The organism is Streptomyces sp. NPDC048420, assembly GCF_040651535.1.
Lineage (GTDB): Bacteria > Actinomycetota > Actinomycetes > Streptomycetales > Streptomycetaceae > Streptomyces.
In genome coordinates this window covers 58,424-78,845 of record NZ_JBEZKG010000024.1, presented here as the reverse complement: position 1 = coordinate 78,845, position 20,422 = coordinate 58,424, and the positions used below count along the sequence as shown (strand labels likewise).

General features: G+C 70.4%; 16 protein-coding genes. 14 read left to right on the top strand and 2 right to left on the bottom strand.

The window, feature by feature from the left end; all coding sequences use genetic code 11:
• Positions 1-306: 306 nt before the first annotated feature.
• On the bottom strand, positions 307-843 hold the full coding sequence (locus AB0D34_RS36415) for an HNH endonuclease (RefSeq protein WP_046259555.1): 537 nt from the start codon (positions 841-843) through the stop codon (positions 307-309).
• Between the two features lie 282 nt (positions 844-1,125).
• Here AB0D34_RS36415 and AB0D34_RS36410 point away from each other — a divergent pair, with 282 nt between their 5' ends.
• The 8 genes from AB0D34_RS36410 to AB0D34_RS36375 all read left to right on the top strand — a co-directional run bounded on the left by AB0D34_RS36410 (position 1,126) and on the right by AB0D34_RS36375 (position 10,394).
• Complete coding sequence (locus AB0D34_RS36410) at positions 1,126-2,223, top strand: mechanosensitive ion channel family protein (RefSeq protein ID WP_362669658.1); 1,098 nt, start codon at positions 1,126-1,128, stop codon at positions 2,221-2,223.
• Positions 2,224-2,681: 458 nt separating this feature from the next.
• Positions 2,682-3,524, top strand: coding sequence for a hypothetical protein (locus tag AB0D34_RS36405; protein WP_362669656.1), 843 nt, complete (start codon positions 2,682-2,684; stop codon positions 3,522-3,524).
• Between the two features lie 187 nt (positions 3,525-3,711).
• Positions 3,712-4,905: an ROK family transcriptional regulator gene (locus AB0D34_RS36400; protein ID WP_362669654.1), complete on the top strand. Its 1,194-nt coding sequence runs from the start codon at positions 3,712-3,714 to the stop codon at positions 4,903-4,905.
• Positions 4,906-4,959: 54 nt separating this feature from the next.
• On the top strand, positions 4,960-6,315 hold the full coding sequence (locus AB0D34_RS36395; protein ID WP_362669652.1) for an ABC transporter substrate-binding protein: 1,356 nt from the start codon (positions 4,960-4,962) through the stop codon (positions 6,313-6,315).
• A 2-nt stretch (positions 6,316-6,317) separates the two neighbouring features.
• Positions 6,318-7,262: a sugar ABC transporter permease gene (locus tag AB0D34_RS36390; RefSeq protein ID WP_362669649.1), complete on the top strand. Its 945-nt coding sequence runs from the start codon at positions 6,318-6,320 to the stop codon at positions 7,260-7,262.
• 1 nt (position 7,263) lies between these two features.
• Positions 7,264-8,160, top strand: a complete 897-nt coding sequence (locus AB0D34_RS36385) for a carbohydrate ABC transporter permease (RefSeq protein ID WP_362669647.1) — start codon at positions 7,264-7,266, stop codon at positions 8,158-8,160.
• 6 nt (positions 8,161-8,166) lie between these two features.
• Entirely contained in the window at positions 8,167-9,432 is a 1,266-nt protein-coding gene (locus AB0D34_RS36380; RefSeq protein ID WP_362669645.1) for a 6-phospho-beta-glucosidase, read from the top strand.
• Positions 9,423-10,394 (top strand): BadF/BadG/BcrA/BcrD ATPase family protein, encoded by a 972-nt coding sequence (locus tag AB0D34_RS36375; RefSeq protein WP_362669642.1) that lies wholly within the window; start codon positions 9,423-9,425, stop codon positions 10,392-10,394. The genes AB0D34_RS36380 and AB0D34_RS36375 overlap by 10 nt, the downstream gene beginning before the upstream one ends.
• Here AB0D34_RS36375 and AB0D34_RS36370 read toward each other — a convergent pair.
• Positions 10,382-10,951, bottom strand: coding sequence for an AAA family ATPase (locus AB0D34_RS36370; protein WP_362669786.1), 570 nt, complete (start codon positions 10,949-10,951; stop codon positions 10,382-10,384). The genes AB0D34_RS36375 and AB0D34_RS36370 overlap by 13 nt on opposite strands.
• Before the next feature lie 273 nt (positions 10,952-11,224).
• On the opposite strand from AB0D34_RS36370, the gene AB0D34_RS36365 reads away from it, so the two are divergent.
• The 6 genes from AB0D34_RS36365 to AB0D34_RS36340 all read left to right on the top strand — a co-directional run bounded on the left by AB0D34_RS36365 (position 11,225) and on the right by AB0D34_RS36340 (position 20,388).
• Positions 11,225-12,640 carry a hypothetical protein gene (locus AB0D34_RS36365; protein ID WP_362669640.1) on the top strand — a complete coding sequence of 472 codons (1,416 nt, stop codon included), beginning with the start codon at positions 11,225-11,227 and terminating at the stop codon, positions 12,638-12,640.
• Between the two features lie 14 nt (positions 12,641-12,654).
• Positions 12,655-13,719 (top strand): glutamate ABC transporter substrate-binding protein, encoded by a 1,065-nt coding sequence (locus AB0D34_RS36360; RefSeq protein WP_362669638.1) that lies wholly within the window; start codon positions 12,655-12,657, stop codon positions 13,717-13,719.
• Between the two features lie 83 nt (positions 13,720-13,802).
• Complete coding sequence (locus AB0D34_RS36355; protein ID WP_362669636.1) at positions 13,803-15,134, top strand: hypothetical protein; 1,332 nt, start codon at positions 13,803-13,805, stop codon at positions 15,132-15,134.
• Positions 15,131-17,632 (top strand): tetratricopeptide repeat protein, encoded by a 2,502-nt coding sequence (locus AB0D34_RS36350; protein WP_362669633.1) that lies wholly within the window; start codon positions 15,131-15,133, stop codon positions 17,630-17,632. The genes AB0D34_RS36355 and AB0D34_RS36350 overlap by 4 nt, the downstream gene beginning before the upstream one ends.
• A complete protein-coding gene (locus AB0D34_RS36345) occupies positions 17,633-18,943 on the top strand; it encodes a PP2C family serine/threonine-protein phosphatase (RefSeq protein ID WP_362669630.1) in 1,311 nt (436 codons plus the stop codon).
• Positions 18,944-19,041: 98 nt separating this feature from the next.
• On the top strand, positions 19,042-20,388 hold the full coding sequence (locus AB0D34_RS36340) for a VWA domain-containing protein (RefSeq protein ID WP_362669628.1): 1,347 nt from the start codon (positions 19,042-19,044) through the stop codon (positions 20,386-20,388).
• The last annotated feature ends 34 nt before the right edge of the window (positions 20,389-20,422 follow it).

Sequence of the window (20,422 nt, the reverse complement as noted above, 5' to 3'; positions counted from 1 at the left end):
CCGGAGCCCAGGGTCTGCCTTTTCGGTCGGCTCGGCGTCGCGGGCTCTGCCGCCCTGGAGGCGTGGAGACCCCGAGACGCGTCGACGTCACTGCCGATGCTCCGCGTTGCCCGCCGCCGTAGCGGCTGATCGATCCGGCCCCTCCGCCCTGCCCGCCACCGCAGCGGCTGATCAATACGGCCCCTCCGCCCTGCAGCCGCACGCACCAGACCCCGGTCGATCCGGCCGGTCCGCCTGTCACCCGTAGCCGACCTGATCCGAAAGGCGGAGCCTGGCCGCGTGCGGCAACACGAAGGCCCGGATACGTCAGGCTGAGATGCCGTCGATCCGGGCCATGGCGTCTTCCGCGCCGTACGGCTGCAAGTAGGGCAGCCAGCGCGGGTCCCTATGCCCGGTGCCGATGATGCGCCAGGCCAGACCGGTGGGTGGAGCGGGTTTGTGGCGCAGCCGCCAGCCGATCTCGAACAGGTGTCGGTCCGCCTTCACATGGTTGCAGCGGCGGCAGGACGCCACCACGTTGTCCCAGACGTGCTTGCCCCCGCGGCTGCGCGGAATGACATGGTCGACGCTGGTTGCGACGCCACCGCAGTACATGCACCGGCCCCCGTCGCGCGCGAAGAGCGCCCTGCGGGTGAGAGGAACGGGCCCCCGATAGGGGACCCGGACGAATCGCTTGAGCCGGACCACGCTGGGTGCGGGGACTGTGACGGTGGCGCTGTGCATGAAGGCGCCGGATTCCTCCAGGGAGACCGCTTTGTTCTCCAGGACGAGGATGAGCGCGCGGCGGAGCGGTACGACGCCGAGGGGCTCGTACGACGCGTTGAGTACCAGGACATGCGGCACGGATGCCTCCTTGGGCGTCGGCGGCGCGTGGCTCGCGCCGGGACGATCTGAGGTCAGTCTCCCCTCTTGGCCGGGAGAAACGCCACCATGTCCCGGTAACGGGCTGGGAGTGTTTTCGACCACACCCAGCAGCATTCCCAGGTGAGCAGCGTCTCTCCCCCGAACATTGCAACGATCCACACACGATGCACCGTTAGTGTGGTGAGCCTGCCCTACCGGTGACCTTTTCGTGACCATGACCGCCCGGCCGGGAGGCAGACGCAGCACCTGGAGGTACCTGCCGTGTCCTTGTCCGCCGTACTGCTGGCCGCCACGAGTCCGTCGCCGTCGCCGTCCCCCTCGGACACCTCGACGCCGGTCGTGCCGAGTCTCCAGGACGCCCAGGAGAGCGCGACGAACGCCGCCGGCTGGGTCGAGCAGAACTGGTCGACGTGGCTGGCGATCGGTCTCAGGGTCCTGCTGATCCTGGTGATCGCCGGGGTGCTCAGAATGGTCGTGCGGCGGGCCATCACCAAGCTGATAGACCGGATGAACCGCACCGCCCAGGCGGTCGACGGCACCGCGATCGGCGGGCTGCTGGTCAACAACGAGCGGCGCCGTCAGCGCTCGCAGGCGATCGGCTCGGTGCTGCGCTCGGTGGCGAGCTTCATCATCATGGGCACGGCCGCGCTGATGGTCCTGGCCGCCTTCGAGATCAACCTCGCCCCGCTGCTGGCGTCGGCCGGTGTCGCGGGTGTGGCGATCGGTTTCGGCGCCCGCAACCTCGTCACGGACTTCCTCTCCGGCGTCTTCATGATCCTGGAGGACCAGTACGGCGTCGGCGACACCATCGACGCGGGTGTGGCCTCCGGCGAGGTCATAGAGGTCGGCCTCAGGGTGACCAAGCTGCGCGGCGACCAGGGCGAGATCTGGTACGTCCGCAACGGCGAGGTCAAGCGCATCGGCAACCTCTCCCAGGGCTGGGCGACGGCCGGCGTGGACGTGACCGTGCGCGCCTCCGAGGACCTGGACAAGGTGAAGCGGGTGCTGGGCGAGGTCGCCGAGAAGATGAGCAAGGAGGAGCCCTGGAACGAGCTCCTGTGGAGCCCCATCGAGGTCCTCGGCCTGGACAGCGTCCTGCTGGACTCCATGGTGGTGCGGGTCTCCGCCAAGACGATGCCCGGCAAGTCCCTCACCGTCGAGCGCGAACTGCGCTGGCGCATCAAGCGCGCCTTCGATGTGGCGGACATCCGCATCGTCGGCGGCGAGACCGTCCTCACGGACGGGGAGCCCGACGACCCGGCCGCCGCGGTCGCGGCCCCGTCGGTCTTCGCCAACTCCGAGTCCGCACAGTCGGCGACAGCCTCCCCGATCACGACCCCACGGGCAGCACCGCGGTAATCGGCAGCGCCAGCGGCGTCACAGCCGCTCGAGCGGGGCCGCGCTCAACTCGCGCACTTCCTCCACGTCCCCCATGCACGAGGAAGCCACCAACCCGCCGCGGTCGCGGCCCCGTCGGTCCTCGCCAACTCCGAATCCGCACAGTCGACGACAGCCTCCCCGATCACGACCCCACGGGCAGCACCGCGGCAATCGGCAGCGGCGTCACAGCCGCTCGAGCGGGGCCGCGCTCAACTCGCGCACTTCCTCCACGTCCCCCATGCACGAGGAAGCCACCAACCCGCCGCGGCGGCCACGGCACCGGGGCAGCGGCCGGCGGCGCGATAGCCGGAACTCTCACCGCCTTCACGCGAAGTCCCCGTTCCCTCCACAAGCATGATCGCTTAAGGTCACCTCCACAGCGGGCCCTTGTTCTGGAGCGCAACGCCCAGGGGCCCGTTTCGAATGTGGGGAAACACATGAGAAAGCTCGCCATAGGCGCCGCCGTGTCCGGTGCCCTGGCTCTGACCGGCCTGGTCGCGCCCGTCGCGTCCGCGGCCGACACTCCGAACCTGGTCTTCTCCGGCGTCACCGTGAACAAGGGGAAGGCGATCGTCGTCGGGACGACCGCCACGGTGAAGGTGCCGGTGACGTACACGCTGACCCGACCGTCCGACCTGACGATCGACTACAAGTCGAACTTCGCGGGCGTCATGCTCTACCGCGGCACGCTCGGGTCGATGCAGAACACGATCGAGCCGACCACCACCCCGCCCACCTGCACCACCACCGCGACCACGGACACCACGGTGACCGAGGCCTGCACGGAGACGCTGGCCCTCGACCCCGCGGAGTACCTGTTCGAAGCCGCGGACGCCACCACCTGGAAGGCGGCCGGCCTCTACAGCCGCATGGACCAGGACAACGACGACTCCGACGGCCACATCAGCCTCGGCTACAACTACGACGCGTGGGGCCCCCTCGGCAGCGGCGTCCAGATCAAGCGCGCCGCGCGGCTCACCGTCAACGCGTCACCCGAGCCGGTGAAGAAGGGGAAGACCATCACGGTCACCGGCAAGCTCACCCGGGCCAACTGGGAGACCGGCACCTACTCGGGTTACACCTCCCAGAAGGCCGCTCTGCAGTTCCGGGCCAAGGGCTCGAACACCTACAGCGCGGTCAAGACGGTGACCTCCGGCACCGGCGGCGCGCTCAAGACGACGACCACGGCGTCCAAGGACGGCTACTACCGCTACGTCTTCGCGGGCACGTCCACGACCGGCGCCGCGACGGCCGCGGGCGACTACATAGACGTCCAGTAGCCCCACCCGCACCACCTCCCCGCCCCCGCAGGTAACGACTCCGTTTCCTGCGGGGGCGGTTTGTTCTCTCCCCCTTGACTCCCTGGTGGTCCAGACCTATGTTCCCTGCATCCAACAGGAAACTTTCCTAACAATCACCCTTCCGTAAAGTCACACCTTCGGAAGCAGTCCTGGGAGAGGGGCACCCATGGCAGGCACACCACGCACACTGCGCGCCATGAACGACCGTGCCGCGCTCGACCTGCTCCTGGAGCACGGCCCCCTCTCCCGCACCCGGATCGGCAAGCTCACCGGCCTCTCCAAGCCGACCGCGTCCCAGCTCCTGGCCCGCCTGGAGGCGTCCGGGCTCGTCCTCGCCACCGGCACCAGCGAGGGCAGGCCGGGCCCCAACGCCCAGCTGTACGAGGTCGACCCGACCGCCGGACACGCGGCCGGACTCGACGTCACCCCCGAGCGCATCCTCGCCGCGGTCGCCGACATCACCGGCCGCACGGTGGGGTCCTTCGAACTCCCGACCCCGGGACGGCGGCCCACCCAGCCCGTCGTCCGGCAGGTCACCGACGCCCTCGACGGCGCGGTGAAGGCGGCCGGGCTCGCCCGAGCCGACGTCCACCGGCTCGTCATCGGCACCCCCGGCGCCTTCGACCCCAACACCGGCCGACTGCGCTACGCCTCCCACCTCCCCGGCTGGCACACCCCGGCCCTCCTCGACGAACTCGCCGCGGCCCTGCCGATGCCGGTGGAGTACGAGAACGACGTCAACCTCGTCGCCGTGGCCGAACAGCGGCTCGGGGCGGCCCGCGGCCACGAGGACTTCGTGCTGCTGTGGAACGAGGGCGGTCTCGGTGCCGCCCTGGTCCTCGGCGGACGGCTGCACCGCGGCTGGACCGGCGGTGCGGGGGAGGTGGGTTTCCTGCCGGTTCCCGGAGCACCCCTGGTGCGGCAGGTGACCAAGGCCAACAGCGGCGGCTACCAGGAGCTCGCCGGTTCCCAGGCCGTCCCACAGCTCGCCCGCGAGCTCGGCATGAAGGGGATCCCCTCGGGGCCGTACGCCGAGGTCGCCGCCGCCCTCGTCGAGCGGGCCGCCACCGAGGACACCGTCCTGAACCGGCTGCTCCTGACGACGTACGCCACCCGTCTGGCCACCGGTCTCGCCTCGCTCGTCTCCGTCCTCGACCCCGAACTCGTCGTCCTCAGCGGTGCCTCGCTTACCGCCGGCGGCGACACCCTGCGCGCCCTCGTCCAGGACGAGCTGGAGGAACTGGCAGCCTCCCGGCCCCGTCTGGTCGTCGGCGACGTCCATGAACACCCCGTGCTGCGCGGCGCCCTTGAGAGCGCGCTCGCGGCCACCCGCGACGAGGTCTTCGACACCTCGCGCTGACCCCCGTACTCCCCCACACCCTCACCTCACCGCCCGTCCCTGGGAGATCCCGTCATGCGCACAGCCATGCCCTCAGCCGTACCCTCCGTCGCCCGAAAGGCGGCCTTTGCCCTGACCTTGTCCGCCGTGCTCGTCACCACCGCCTGTACCGGCCAGGCTTCCTCCGGAGCCGACGACGACGCGTCGAAGGAGACCACCATCAACTTCTGGCACGCCTGGAGCGCGGACTCCGAGGTGGCGGGAGTGAAGGCGCTGGTCGCCGGCTTCGAGCAGGCGCACCCCAACATCCACGTCAACGTCGTCGGCAACATGACCGACGACAAGATCAACCAGGCGCTGCGCACCGGCGGCGACAAGGCCCCGGACGTCATCTCGTCGTTCACCACGAACAGCGTGGGCAAGTTCTGCTCCTCGGGCGCGCTGGTCGACCTCAACCCCTTCTTCAAGAAGTCGGGCGTCGACCCGGACAAGACGTTCCCGGCCGCGATGAACCAGTACACGCAGTTCGACGGCGACCGCTGTGCCGCGCCGCTCCTCGGCGACGCGTACGGGCTCTACTACAACAAGACGGCGTTCGAGAAGGCGGGCATCACCTCACCGCCCAAGACGTGGTCCGAGTTCGAGGCCGACGCCAAGAAGCTGACGATCGCCCGGGGCGACTCGTACAAGCAGCTCGGGTTCATGCCGAACTACCACGGCTGGGAGACCACGACCGAGCACTACATGGGCCAGTTCTCGCCCACCTACTTCGACAAGGCGGGCAAGTCCACGATCGCCACCGACCCGGCCGTCTCCGCCGCCTTCACCCTCCAGAAGAAGCTCGTCGACGAACTCGGCGGCTACCAGAAGCTGGAGAAGTACCGTGCGGGGCTCGGCGACGAGTGGGGCCCCAAGCACCCCTTCCAGACCGGCCAGGTCGCCATGCAGCTCGACGGTGAGTGGCGGCTCGGCATGGCCGTGGACGCCAAGCCCGGCTTCGACATCGGCGTCGCCCCGCTGCCCGTCCCCGACGACCAGGCCGACCAGTACGGCAAGGGCTACATCACCGGCACCATCGCCGGCATCGCCGCCAACAGCACCAAGCAGAACGCGGCCTGGGAGTTCCTGAAGTACATCACCACGGACACGGACGCGGTGGTCGGCTTCTCCAACGCCATCCACAACGTGCCCTCGACGCTCGCGGCCCTGAAGTCCCCGAAGCTGAAGTACGACCCGCGCTTCAAGACCTTCCTCGACATCGCCGCGGACCCGAACTCGACGACCGCACCGTCCTCGATCAACGGCGGTGTGTACCTGACCACCATCCAGGAGTTCGGCTACAGCTACGAGAGCGGCAAGGTCACCGACCTGAAGGCGGGCCTGAAGAAGGCGGCGGCGCAGATCGACACGGACATCGCGCAGGCGAAGTAGCCATGGCCGCCACCTACACCCTGCGGGCGAAGCACCGGCGTTCGAGGCTGCGCACCCTCGCCTTCCTCTCGCCCTGGCTGATCGGCTTCACGGTCTTCTTCGCCTACCCGATGATCTCCACGGTCTACTTCTCGTTCATGCACTACGACGGCTTCAGGCCGCCGACGTGGAGCGGGACGAAGAACTGGAAGTACGTCTTCGAGTCCTACCCGTTCTTCTGGCCCGCCCTGCGCAACACCCTGTGGCTGGTCGTGATCATGGTGACCCTCCGTGTCCTGTTCGGACTCGGGATCGGCATGCTCATCACGAAGATCAAGACCGGTACGGGCGTCTTCCGCACCCTCTTCTACCTGCCCTACCTCGCCCCGCCGGTCGCCGCGACCATGGCGTTCGCGTTCCTCCTCAACCCCGGGACCGGCCCGGTCAACTCGATCCTGGAGAAGGTCGGCATCCCGGCGCCCGGCTGGTTCAACGACCCCGACTGGTCGAAGCCGGCACTCACGCTGATGTTCCTGTGGGGCGTCGGCGACCTGATGGTCATCTTCATGGCCGCGCTGCTCGACGTACCGAAGGACCAGTACGAGGCGGCGGAGCTGGACGGCGCGTCGGCGTGGCAGCGGTTCCGGTTCGTCACCCTGCCCAACATCTCGCCGATCATCATGTTCGCGGTCGTCACCGGCGTCATCGCTGCGATGCAGTGCTACACACAGCCGCTCGTGGCCGGAAAGGTCGCCTCGGGCGTGATCCAGGGCGCGGGCACCGCGTTCCAACCCGGCTACCCCGAGCACTCCACACTCACCCTCCCCCAACTCGTCTACAACCTCGGCTTCCAGCGCTTCGACTACGGCTCCGCGTGTGTCGTCGCCCTGGTCCTGTTCGCCCTGTCGATGGCGTTCACCGCGCTGTTGATGCGGCGCCGGGGCGGTCTCATCCAGGCAGGTGACTGACATGACCCAACTACTGGAACGGCCGCCGGTGGAGCTGAAGGTCCCCGCCACACCCGCCGAGCGCACGGCCCGCCGCAAGGCTCTCCTGGAATGGATCGCGGTCCACTCCCTCGGCGTCGCGGCGGCCCTCTTCTTCACCCTGCCCTTCGTGTTCGTGTTCCTGACCTCGCTGATGAGCGACTCGCAGGCCCTCAGCCGGGACCTCGTCCCGCACACCTGGGAATGGTCCAACTACCGCAAGGTCTTCGACACCCCGGGCTTTCTGACCTGGTGGAAGAACACCCTGATCTACGCCGGCCTCGGCACCGTGCTGACCGTCGTCTCGTCCGTGCCCGTGGCGTACGCGCTCGCCAAGTTCCGCTTCCGGGGCCGGAATCTGACGCTCATGCTGGTCATCTCGATGATGATGCTGCCGCCTCAGGTGGTCGTCATCCCGATGTACCTGTTCTGGGCGAAGCAGCTCGACCTGTCCGGCACGCTGTGGCCGATGATCATCCCGCTGGCGTTCGGCGACGCGTTCTCGATCTTCCTGCTGCGCCAGTTCCTGATGACCATCCCCAACGAGTACGTGGACGCGGCCAAGGTGGACGGCTGCGGCGACCTGCGCACCCTGCTCAAGGTCATCCTGCCGATGGCGAAGCCGGGCATCGCGGCCATCGCCCTCTTCCAGTTCTTCAACGCCTGGAACGACTACTTCGGCCCCCAGATCTACGCCTCCGAGAACCCGGGCGCGTGGACGCTCAGTTACGGCCTGGAGTCCTTCAAGGGCATGCATCACACCGACTGGAACCTGACCATGGCCGCGACCGTGCTGGTCCTGGCCCCCGTGCTCCTCGTCTTCTTCTTCGCCCAGAAGGCGTTCGTCGAGGGCGTCACGCTGACCGGAGTGAAGGGTTAACCACGTATGAAACTCACCGTGGTCGGCGGAGGCTCGACCTACACCCCCGAACTCATCGACGGCTTCGCGCGCCTGCGGGACACGCTGCCCGTCGAGGAACTCGTCCTCGTCGACCCGGCCGCCGACCGCCTGGAGCTCGTCGGCGGTCTGGCACGGCGGATCTTCGCCAACCAGGGCCATGACGGCCGTATCGTCACCACGTCCGACCTGGACGCGGGCGTGGACGGCGCCGACGCCGTCCTGCTCCAGCTGCGCGTGGGTGGCCAGGCCGCCCGCGAGCAGGACGAGACCTGGCCCCTGGAGTGCGGCTGCGTCGGCCAGGAGACCACCGGCGCGGGCGGCCTCGCCAAGGCGCTGCGCACGGTCCCGGTGGTCCTCGACATCGCCGAACGGGTCCGCCGTACCAACCCGGACGCCTGGATCATCGACTTCACCAACCCGGTCGGGATCGTGACCCGCGCACTGCTCCAGGCCGGCCACAAGGCGGTCGGGCTGTGCAACGTGGCGATCGGCTTCCAGCGGAAGTTCGCCGGGCTGCTCGGCGTCGCCCCTGCCGACATCCACCTCGACCACGTGGGCCTCAACCACCTCACCTGGGAGACCGGCGTACGGCTCGGCGGCCCCGAGGGCGAGGACGTCCTGTCCAAGCTGCTCACCGAGCACGGCGAGACGATCGCCGGCGACCTGCACCTGCCGCGCCCGCTCCTGGACCGCCTCGGCGTGGTCCCGTCGTACTACCTGCGTTACTTCTACGCGCACGACGAGGTCGTACGGGAACTCGGCACCAAGCCGTCCCGGGCGGCCGAAGTGGCGGCGATGGAACGGCAGTTGCTGGAAATGTACGGCGATCCGGCCCTCGACGAGAAGCCGGAGCTGCTCGCCAAGCGGGGCGGCGCCTACTACTCGGAGGCGGCGGTGGACCTCGCCGCCGGACTGCTCGGGGGTGGCGGCAGCCCCTACCAGGTGGTCAACACCCGCAACCGGGGCACGCTGCCCTTCCTGCCCGACGACGCGGTGATCGAGGTGCAGGCGGCGGTGGGCCCGAAGGGGCCGACCCCGCTCGCGGTACCGGCCGTGGACCCGCTGTTCGCGGGCCTGATGGCGCATGTCACGGCCTACGAGGACCTGGCGTTGACGGCCGCCCTGCGCGGGGGCCGGGAGCGGGTCTTCAAGGCGCTGCTCGCCCACCCCCTGATCGGCCAGCACGAGTACGCCGAGGGTCTCACCGACCGACTGATCGCACACAACCGGGAGCATCTCGCGTGGGCCTGACCGCATGCGTCCTCGCCGTCGACGCGGGCAACAGCAAGACCGACGTGGCGGTCGTGGCGGCCGACGGAAACGTCCTCGCCACGGCCCGCGGCGGCGGGTTCCGGCCGCCCGTGGTGGGTGTCGAAACGGCGGTGGACACCGTCGCCGACGCGGTGGGAGAGGCCTTCGCCGCGGCCGGGGTGAGCTCCGTGGAGCACGTCTCGGCCTGCCTCGCCAACGCCGACTTCCCGGTGGAGGAGGAGCAGTTGGCGGCGGCGCTGCACGCGCGCGCGTGGGGCTCGGGCGTCGAGGTCCGCAACGACACCTTCGCGATCCTGCGGGCCGGGGTCACCGAACCGCGCGGGGTCGCCGTGGTGTGCGGGGCGGGCATCAACTGCGTCGGCATGCGCCCCGACGGCCGTACCGCCCGCTTCCCCGCGCTCGGCCGGATCTCCGGCGACTGGGGCGGCGGCTGGGGCCTCGCCGAGGAGGCACTGTGGCATGCCGCCCGCGCGGAGGACGGGCGGGGTGTCGACACCGACCTCGCGCGCGTGCTCCCGCGTCACTTCGGGCTGTCGTCCATGTACGCCCTCGTCGAGGCCCTGCATCTGGAGCACATCGCCCCGGCCCGCCGCCACGAGCTGACGCCGGTGCTCTTCGCCACGGCCGCCGCCGGCGACCCCGTGGCCCGCTCGCTCGTCGACCGCCTGGCCGACGAGGTGGTGTCCATGGCGACGGTGGCCCTGACCCGCCTCGACCTCCTCGCCGAGGAGACCCCGGTCCTCCTCGGCGGCAGCGTCCTGGCCGCCCGGCACCCCCGACTGGACGACGGCGTACGGGAACTCCTGGCCGTCCACGCACCCAAGGCCGTACCGCGTGTGGTGACGGCCAGCCCGGTCCTGGGCGCGGCGCTGCTCGGTCTCGACCGGGTGGGGGCGCCCCCGGAGGTGCAGGCGAGGGTACGGGCGTACTACGAGAGCTGAGCGAGCACCGCGTCGGCCGTTTCGGAGACGGACCCGCCGTTTCCGACGTCGACGCGGGGCAGCGCCAGCCGGTCGACCGCCGCCACCATGAGCTCCTGGTAACGCACGCTCCGGGCCAGGAACTTGTCCATCAGGGCCCGCTCCCCGTGCGACGCCTCGTCGTAGCGCCCGCCCGCACGGATCCGGGCGCGTACGACGCTCTCGTCGGCGGTGAGCCATACGGCGGCCGTGTGCGGGACATCCAGGGTGGCGACCCGCTCCGGCCAGAGAGCCGAGCCCTCCAGGACCAGGCCCGGTCCGTCGGCGCCCGCCCTGACCAACTCCTCGATACGGGGCCACAGGCGCTCGTAGTGACCGAGGACCGAGTCGATCAACTCGTCGACGCCGAGCGTCGCGTAGTGCTCGGCCACATGCGGCGGCACCTCCCGCTCCGGCGTGCGCCACGGCCGCCCCGGGTGTCTCGCCAGCAGATCCGTCGACCGGTGCTCGAAGGCGAGCCGGTCGGCCACCTCCCCGGCGACCGTGGACTTACCGGTGTTCGACGTTCCGCCGATCATCACCACACGTACCCCGCGCACGACGACAACCCTACGCGCCCCCAGGGGAACCGAACCGATTCCCCTGGCGTATTCATGGGCAAGGGGTGGTGCGGGGGCGCGGTCGAGCCGTCGGCGGGCAATCCACTGCGATCCGATCAAGATCCAGTGAAGCCCGGTGCGGATGTCAGTCCCGGCAGCGATACTTGCGGCACGGATGACCATGGGGGAGGTCAAACAGTGACACACCCGCCGAAGAGCAGCACGGCGCCACCGGGTTCCGGGGTGCCCACGATGCCGTCCGTTCCGCCGCAGCCGGGTCCGCGGATCCCGGTCGCGCAGGCACCCCCGCCCGCCCCGGTGCCGGACCCGGCGCCCGCCCGTCGTACGGCCTTCGCCGAGGGCTTCGACCAGGTGCGCGCGGCCGCCACCACCGAACCGGGCCGACTGCGCATCATCGGCGCCGCGCTCGCCCTGCTCGTCGTCCTCTTCGGCGCGGTCACCGCCTGGCAGACCAACGACCGGGCCACCGCCGCGGACGACGTGCTGAACAAGAGCCAGCCGCTCAGCAGTGCCGCCGCAGACATCTACCGCTACCTGGCCGACGCCAACACCGCGGCCTCCAGCGGCTTCCTCGCCGGCGGCCAGGAGACGGCCGACTCCCGCAAGCGGTACGAGGAAGACATCGACCTGGCCGCGGCCGGTCTGGTCAAGGCCGCCTCGAACAGCGACCCGGACTCCCCCGCCGCGAAGACCGTGGCCGAGCTCAACACCCTGCTGCCGGAGTACAAGGGTCTGGTGGAGCGGGCCCGTACGTACAACCGCCAGGGCTTCCCGGTCGGCGGCGCGTATCTGCGCTACGCCAACGAGAAGATGCAGGAGGAGATGCTCCCGAAGGCGCAGAACCTCTACACCAGCGAGAACCAGCGGCTGCGCGCCGACTACGCCGACGCCACGCCCTACCCGTGGGCCGCGATCGGCCTCGGTGTCCTGGCGCTAGCCGGGCTCGCCTGGGCGCAGCACCGCAACTACCGGCGCACCAACCGGGTCCTCAACCACGGACTGGTCGCGGCCACCGCGACGGCCACCGTGGTGCTGCTGTGGCTGGTCGTCGGCCACACCGTGGCGCGCGCGGGCCTCAACGACTCCTACGACCACGGGGTGCGCTCGCTCAACGTGCTGCACGACGCCCGGATCGCCTCCCTGAAAGCGCGCGGCAACGAGAACCTCACGCTGGTGGCCCGCGGCGCGGAGACCATCACGAAGAAGAACGCCCAGGGCAAGGAAGTCACCTACGACGCCTACGACTACGACTTCGGCAAGGACATGGACACCCTCGGCAAGGGCCTGGCCGAGGCGTCGAAGCTCGCCGACGACAGCAGCGGCAAGAAGCCGGTCACCGCGGCCGAGGGCAACATGACGGTGTGGAAGCAGCGCCACGCAGCGGCCCGCGACCAGGACGACAACGGCAACTACGAAGAGGCGCTGAACCGGGTCATCGGCGGCAAGGGCGCGACGGGCGAGTGCTTCGACAGCGTCGACACCAATCTCGCCAACGCGCTGAAGCACGAGGAGGCCGAGTTCGAGCGGTCGGCCGGTGACGGTCTGGACGCGATGACCGGCCTGTCGGTGGGTGCCGCCGTACTGGCCGTGCTGGGCGCGGCCGGCGCGGTCCTCGGCATCGGACGCAGGCTGTCGGAGTACCGGTGAGAGGGGGAGTGACGATGCGGATGCGCGGACGGGTGCGGGCCGGTCTCAAGGGCTGGGGCGGTGTCGGGGCGATGGCGGCCGTCTGTGCCCTGGTTCTCGCCATCGCGTTGTTGTTGCCGCTGGCCCGGTCCCACGGCGACGGCGGCACGGTCACCGGCGGTCCGGGCGCGACCCGTGCCGAGCAGGCGGCGGACAAGGACCCCTGTCTGAACCCGGCGATCAAGGCGCACCCGGAGGAGCAGACGCTGTCCCCGTCGAGCGCGGACGGCCCGACCATAGACAAGATCAAGGCCCGCGTGGGCGAGAAGCGCAAGCTGATCGTCGGTGTCGACCAGAACAGCTACCGCTGGGGCTACCGCAACCCCAACGGCGGGGCCGACGCCGACCTGGAGGGCTTCGACATCGACCTGGTGCACCGGATCGCCCAGGACATCCTCGGTGACCCGAACGCCGTGCAGTTCAGGGCGATCCCCACCAACCAGCGCATCCCGGCGATACAGAACGGCCGGGTCGACATGGTCGTCCGCACGATGACCATCAACTGCACCCGCGTGGGCCAAGTGGCGTTCTCCGCGCCGTACTTCAAGACCGGGCAGCAGGTACTCGCCCCCAAGTCCTCCAGCGTCAAGGGTTACGACGACACCCTGGCGAAAAAGAAGATCTGCACGGCGGAGGGCTCGACCGCCTTCAGCAAGCTGGAGGAGGACAAGAAGGCGGGGGACCTCGTCGCCTCCGCCAACATCAAGACCACCGTCCCCAACCAACTCGACTGCCTCGTAAGACTCCAGCTCGGCGAGGTCGACGCCGTGGTCACCGACGGCGCGCTGGCCGCCAGCCAGGCCGCCCAGGACCCCACGGTCGAACTGAAGGGCTCCCCCTTCACCACCGAGTACTACGGCGTGGCGATGCGGAAGGACGCCGACGACCTGGTACGCCGGGTCAACCAGATTCTGGTGGACTACCGCCAGGACACCACCAACGGCTGGCAGGCGTCGTACGACAGGTGGCTGTCGGCCACACTGAACAAGAACTCGGCGAAGTCGGAGCCGCCCCCACCGACGTACCTGCGCAAGAGCTGACGGACCGTCAAAGGAACACGTTCAACACCGCGTACAACACTACATAAAACCCCCAGCAACCCTTCAGCAGCGAGAGGTGATCGATGGGCGTCACGGGACCCCCCGGGCCGGTGATGGACCGGGACGAGGTGGACCGTGCGCTGGCGCGGCTCGGCGCGGAGCACGAGGCCATCGAGACCTCGCTCCTCGCCCTGCAGGACCACGCGGGCCGCAGGCTCCTCGAAGGCGCCGACCTCACCGGCGTCACCAAGGAGCGCTGGACGTCCGCCGACGCCTCGATCACCCTGCTGTGGGCGTACTTCGACGCGTACACCGACGCGCTGCGCTCCGCCCGGGAGATCCGCTCCCGCCGCCGCTGGTCCAGCCGCGAGGACCTGGTCGAGCTGACCGAGCTGCTGCGCGGCGAGGCGGTCACCGTCGCGGGCTCGGCGACCGCCACGGCCAACGCGCCCACCCTGCAGGGCGGTTCGAGCAAGCTCAGCGAGCAGTTCTCGCTCGTCACGCTCGTCGAGCGGATGAACGAGCTGTACGCGACGAGCCTGGACATGGTCGTCGCCGCCGACGCGGTGTGGTCGGCGCTGCCCGCGCGGATAGATCTACTGGCCGCCGAACTCCAGCGCACCCGCCGGCTCGCGCACTCCGTCGGCGTCCGCCCAGGGGAGCACCCGGCCGGTGACGACCTGGAGCGCATCACCCGCACCCTCACCTCGCTGCGCGAGCGGGTGATCTCGGACCCGCTCGCCTTCTGGCAGCGCGCCCAGGGCAGTTCGGCGCCCGGCGGAGGAAAGCCGGACACCACCGCGTACGACCGTGAGGCGCGCGCCCTGGAGGACGTGCGCCGGGAGATCGACGCCGTGCTCACCGTCCGGCAGGACGCGGAGGCCCGGCTGGTCAGGCTGCGGGACGTGCTCTCCCGCGCGGATCGCACGCTCGCCGAGGCGCGCACCGCGCGCGGTGAGGTCCTCGCGAAGATCGCCGCGACGGAGGTGCCGGTCGTCAGCGGACCGCCGACCGTGCTGCAGGAGCAGCTGGCGACGGCCGCCGAGTACCGCAGACACGCCCAGTGGCACCGCCTGTCCCCGCTCCTGGAGTCCCTGGAGCAGAAGGCGGAGGACGAACTGCTGCGCGCCCGCGAGTCGTTGACCGCGGTCACCCAGCCACTGGCGGTCCGCGCCGAGCTGCGCGGCCGTCTCGACGCGTACAAGGCGAAGGTGGCCCGGCACGGCCTGGCCGAGGACCCGTTCCTGATCGAGCGGTACGACGCGGCCCGGCGGATGCTGTGGAGCGCGCCCTGCGACCTGCGGGTCGCCGAACAGGCCGTACTGCGCTACCAGCACGCGGCCGCCGAACTGCTGGGCGCCCCGCGGGTGCCGCAGAGCGGTCCCGAAGACCGTAGGGGGGAGTCGTCGTCATGAGTCAGGAACAGCAACCCTGCCAGCGGCCCGGCTGCGACGGCCGTTACGAGGACATGGGCGGCGGCGAGCTGTACTGCGACACCTGTGGCCTCGCGCCGGTCGTCGCGGGGACCGGCCGGCCCGGCTCGGTGCCCAGCGGCACGGCCGGCGGCCGGGACTCGCAGGGCAGTCGCAGTTCGCGTTCCACCAGCCGCGGTTCCGCACGTACGTCCTCGCACTCGTCGAAGTCACGACGCTCGGTGTCGGGGCGGCTCTCGCGCTCGGTCTCCGGGAAGTCCACGGGCCGTTCGGTGTCCGTGCGCAGCTCCGGCTCCGGCGCCGGTTCGACCGGGCGCGGCCGGCTCGGCGCGGGCCTCGTCGAGGTGCCCGGAGTGCCGCGGCCCGACCCGCGCGAGATGGTCCTGGAGAACCCCGAGGTGCCCGAGCGCAAGCGGTTCTGCTCGCGCTCCGACTGCGGGGCCCCGGTGGGGCGCGCACGCGGGGACCACAAGGGGCGCACGGAGGGCTTCTGCACCAAGTGCGGCCACCCGTACTCGTTCGTGCCGAAGCTGAAGTCCGGCGACATCGTGCACGGCCAGTACGAGGTCGTGGGCTGCCTGGCGCACGGCGGGCTCGGCTGGGTCTACCTCGCCGTGGACCGCGCGGTATCCGACCGCTGGGTGGTCCTCAAGGGCCTGCTCGACACCGGCGACCAGGACGCGATGGCCGCGGCGATCTCCGAGCGGCGCTTCCTGGCGGAGATCGAGCACGCCAACATCGTGCGGATCTACAACTTCGTGGAACACCTCGACCAGCGCACCGGCTCGCTCGACGGCTACATCGTCATGGAGTACGTCGGCGGCAAGTCGCTGAAGGAGATCGCCAACGGGCGCCGCTCGGCCGCCGGGAAGCGGGACCCGCTGCCGGTGGAGCAGGCCTGCGCGTACGGCATCGAGGCCCTGGAGGCGCTCGGTCACCTGCACAGCCGCAATCTGCTGTACTGCGACTTCAAGGTCGACAACGCCATCCAGACCGAGGACCAGCTCAAGCTCATCGACATGGGCGCGGTGCGCAGGATGGACGACGAGGAGTCGGCCATCTACGGCACCGTCGGCTACCAGGCGCCCGAGGTCGCGGAGGTGGGCCCGTCGGTCGCCTCCGACCTCTACACCGTCGCCCGCACCCTGGCCGTGCTGGCCTTCGACTTCCAGGGCTACACCAACGTCTTCGTCGACTCGCTGCCCGACCCCGACAACATCGAGGTCTTTCGCCAGTACGAGTCCTTCTACCGGCTGCTGGTCCGGGCGACGGACCCCGACCCGGCCCGCCGTTTCGCCTCCGCGCAGGAGATGTCGGAGCAGCTGACGGGGGTGCTGCGCGAGGTCGTCTCGCTGCAGACGGGCCGCGCCCGCCCGTCCCTGTCGACCCTGTTCGGCCCCGAAGTACGGGTCACCGACACGGAGTTGTTCCCGAAGCTGGACGGGGAGGTGTCGCGGCTGGGGACGCGGGTGGTGCCTTCCCGTAAGACTTCGGTCAGTTCTGTCGGCACAGGGGTCCTCAACTCCACTCCGGCCATCGTGAAGGACGTGAACGCCCCCGCCGCGGCCCTGGCCCTCCCGGTCCCCCACGTCGACCCCTCCGACCCCAACGCCGGTTTCCTCGCCGGGCTCATGACCACCGCGCCCGCCGAGCTGCTCGGCGCCCTCGCGGCCGCGCCGGCGGCGTCCGCGGAGACGCGGCTGCGACAGGTGCGGGCCTGGCTGGAGAACGGCGACGCGCACACCGCGGACGAGGCGCTGCGGCGCCTTGAGGACGAGCGGCCCGACGACTGGCGGGTGGTCTGGTACCGGGGCGTGGCCGCGCTGGTGACCGGCGACCACGAGGCCGCGGCGCTCGCCTTCGACGCGATCTACGACGCCTTCCCGGGCGAGCCCGCCCCCAAGCTGGCCCTCGGCCTGTGCGCGGAGGTGCTCGGCCAGCTCGACAACGCCGCCGAGTACTACCGCCTGGTCTGGTCGACCGACCCCAGCTATGTGAGCGCCGCGTTCGGCCTGGCCCGCGTACAACTCGCGACCGGGGACCGCCGTAGCGCCGTGAAGACGCTGGAGTCGGTGCCGGAGTCCTCCATCCACTACACCGCCGCCCGGGTCGCCGCCGTCCGCGCACGGCTGCGTGGACGCACCGCGACAGCGGGGGACGTACCCTTCCTGGACGACCTGACCGCCGCCGCCGGCCAGGTCGAGGCGCTGGACGCGTACGGTCTGGATCCGGCGCGCCGCGAGCAGTTGTCGGCGGAGGTGCTGGGCGCGGCCCTGGACTGGATACTCTCCGGTGGCCAGGACTCCGTCACCCCCGCCGCCGGGGGACGGTCACTGCTCGGCAGCGGACTGGACGAGCGAGGACTGCGCTTCGGCCTGGAGCGTGCCTATCGCACGCTGGCCCGGCTCGCGCAGGGCGGCGAGGAGAGGATCGACCTGGTGGAACGAGCCAACCGTTACCGCCCCCGGACGTGGGTGTAGTTGATGTCCCAGATGCCCCAGCAGACCGCCCTGTCGAGGTGCCCGAGCTGCGAGGAACCCCTCGAGTCGGGTGACCGTTTCTGCGGTGCGTGCGGATACGACCTGTCCGCGGTGCCGGCCCGGCCGGACGACAGCCCGACCATCGCCCTGAACGGGGCTCCCCCGGGCGGCACCTGGCCACAGGTCCCGCACCCCCCGGCCGAACGCCACCTGCCGACCGACCTCCAGGGCACCGAATCGGGCGATCACCCGCTGCCCCGGTCGGGCCCTGTCGTCGGATCACCGGTCTCCCCCGCCTCCGGTGTGCGTTTCGACCGGACGCCGGAGCCCGACGAGTACCTCCTCCAGGCACCCGACCCGCGGATGGCCGCCGAACCGCCCACCCCGGCCGAGGGCGTCAAGGTCTGCGTGGCCTGCCGGGCGGGCCGGGTCGACCACGACGGCTACTGCGAGAACTGCGGTCACGCCCAGCCCCGCGAGCGCGACCACATGGAGCAGGAGGCCGGTTCGATCGCCGCCGTCAGCGACCGCGGCCTGCGCCACCACCGCAACGAGGACGCCTTCACCCTCGGCAACACCCTCCTGCCCGACGGCTCACCGGCGACCTTCGCGGTGGTCTGCGACGGCGTGTCCTCCGCGACCCGCCCCGACGACGCCTCCCTGGCCGCCTCCCGGTCCGCGGCCGACACCCTGCTGGCCGCCCTGCCGCAGGGCACCCACCCCCAGCAGGCCATGCACGAGGCGATCGTCGCCGCCTCCCGCGCGGTCAACTCCCTGGCCAACGAGCCCGCCACGGCCCGTGAGCACCAGCCGCACCAGAACGCCCCCGCGTGCACCATCGTCGGCTCGATCGTCACACCGTGCCTGCTGGTGGTCGGCTGGGTCGGCGACAGCCGCGTCTACTGGGTGCCGACGGACCGCACCTCACCCCCGGCCCGGCTCACCGAGGACGACTCGTGGGCCGCGCAGATGGTCGCCGCGGGCCTGATGAACGAGGCCGAGGCGTACGCCGACGAGCGCGCCCACGCGATCACCGGCTGGCTCGGCGCGGACGCCTACGAACTCGACCCGCACACCGCTTCCTTCAAGCCGGACCGGCCTGGTGTGGTGGTGGTGTGCACCGACGGCCTGTGGAACTACGCGGAGGCGGCCGACGAGATGGCGCAGGCCGTACCGGCCGACGCCGCCGTCCGCCCGCTGCACAGCGCCCGGGTCCTGGTCGGTCACGCCCTGGACGGCGGGGGCCACGACAACGTAACAGTGGCCGTCGTGCCGTTCCCGACCCCTCCGCAGGGGGCAGGATCGGCCTGAGGCCACACACGGGGGTGCCTCGGTGGACCGGAGGGGACCGGTCCACGATCAGTCATCGCCTCACGACCGTGAGGTTTTCGAGGGGGATTTGAGTAGGTATGGCCAATTTTTCGAAGTCGAACGTGCCGCAGTTCTCGATGGACGTCTACCAGAACGAGTACCTGCCGGAGGGCGGCCGCGAGGTCAACGCGATCGTCACGGTGACCGCGACCGGCGGCGGCACGATGGGAAGCGCGGTCACCGCGCCCCACCTGTACTCGGCGGGGCAGGGGCCCTCGGCGGCGGTCGCGGTCATGGTCGACTGCTCGGGCTCCATGGACTACCCGCCGACCAAGATGCGCAACGCCCGTGACGCCACGTCCGCCGCGATCGACACCCTGCGCGACGGCGTGCACTTCGCGGTGATCGGCGGCACGCATGTCGCCAAGGAGGTGTATCCGGGTGGCGGCCGCCTCGCGGTCGCCGACGCCACCACCCGCGACCAGGCCAAGCAGGCCCTGCGCAAGCTCAGCGCAGGCGGCGGTACGGCCATCGGCACCTGGCTGCGCCTCGCCGACCGCCTGCTCTCCTCGGCCGACGTCGCCATACGCCACGGCATCCTGCTCACCGACGGCCGCAACGAACACGAGTCGCCGGAGGACCTCAAGGCCTCCCTCGACGCCTGCGCCGGACGCTTCACCTGCGACGCCCGGGGCGTGGGCACCGACTGGGAAGTGAAAGAAGTCACAGGGATCGCCTCCGCCCTGCTCGGCACCGCCGACATCGTCGCCGACCCGGCCGGTCTCGCCGCCGACTTCACGCAGATGATGGAGACGGCCATGGGCAAGGAGGTCGCCGACGTGGCCCTGCGCGTGTGGACCCCGGTCGGCACCGTCATCAAGTTCGTCAAGCAGGTCGCGCCCACCGTCGAGGAGCTCACCGACCGGCGCACCGAGGCCGGCCCGCGCGCCGGTGACTACCCCACCGGCTCCTGGGGAGACGAGTCCCGTGACTACCACGTCTGCGTCGAGGTCCCGGCCGCGAACATCGGCCAGGAGATGCTTGCCGCCCGGGTCTCACTGGTCGTCCCGCAGCCCGACGGCACCGTCCAGAACCTGGGCGCGCAGGGTCTCGTACGGGCCGTGTGGACCGACGACATGGTCGCCTCTACGTCGATCAACCCCCAGGTCGCCCACTACACCGGCCAGGCCGAACTGGCACAGGCCATCCAACAGGGTCTCGATCTGCGCAAAGCGGGCGATATGGATGGAGCGACGGCCAAACTGGGCCGGGCCGTCCAACTGGCGAACGACTCGGGGAACGCCGATACTGCGAAACTGCTTTCGAAGGTGGTCGACGTGGTCGACGCCACGACAGGTACTGTGCGACTGAAGGCGAAGGTCGAGGAGGCCGACGAGATGACTCTCGAGACACGGTCGACAAAGACCGTTCGTGTAAAGAAGTAGACAGTTTCCGACAGCCACCGACGTAGAAGTTCCC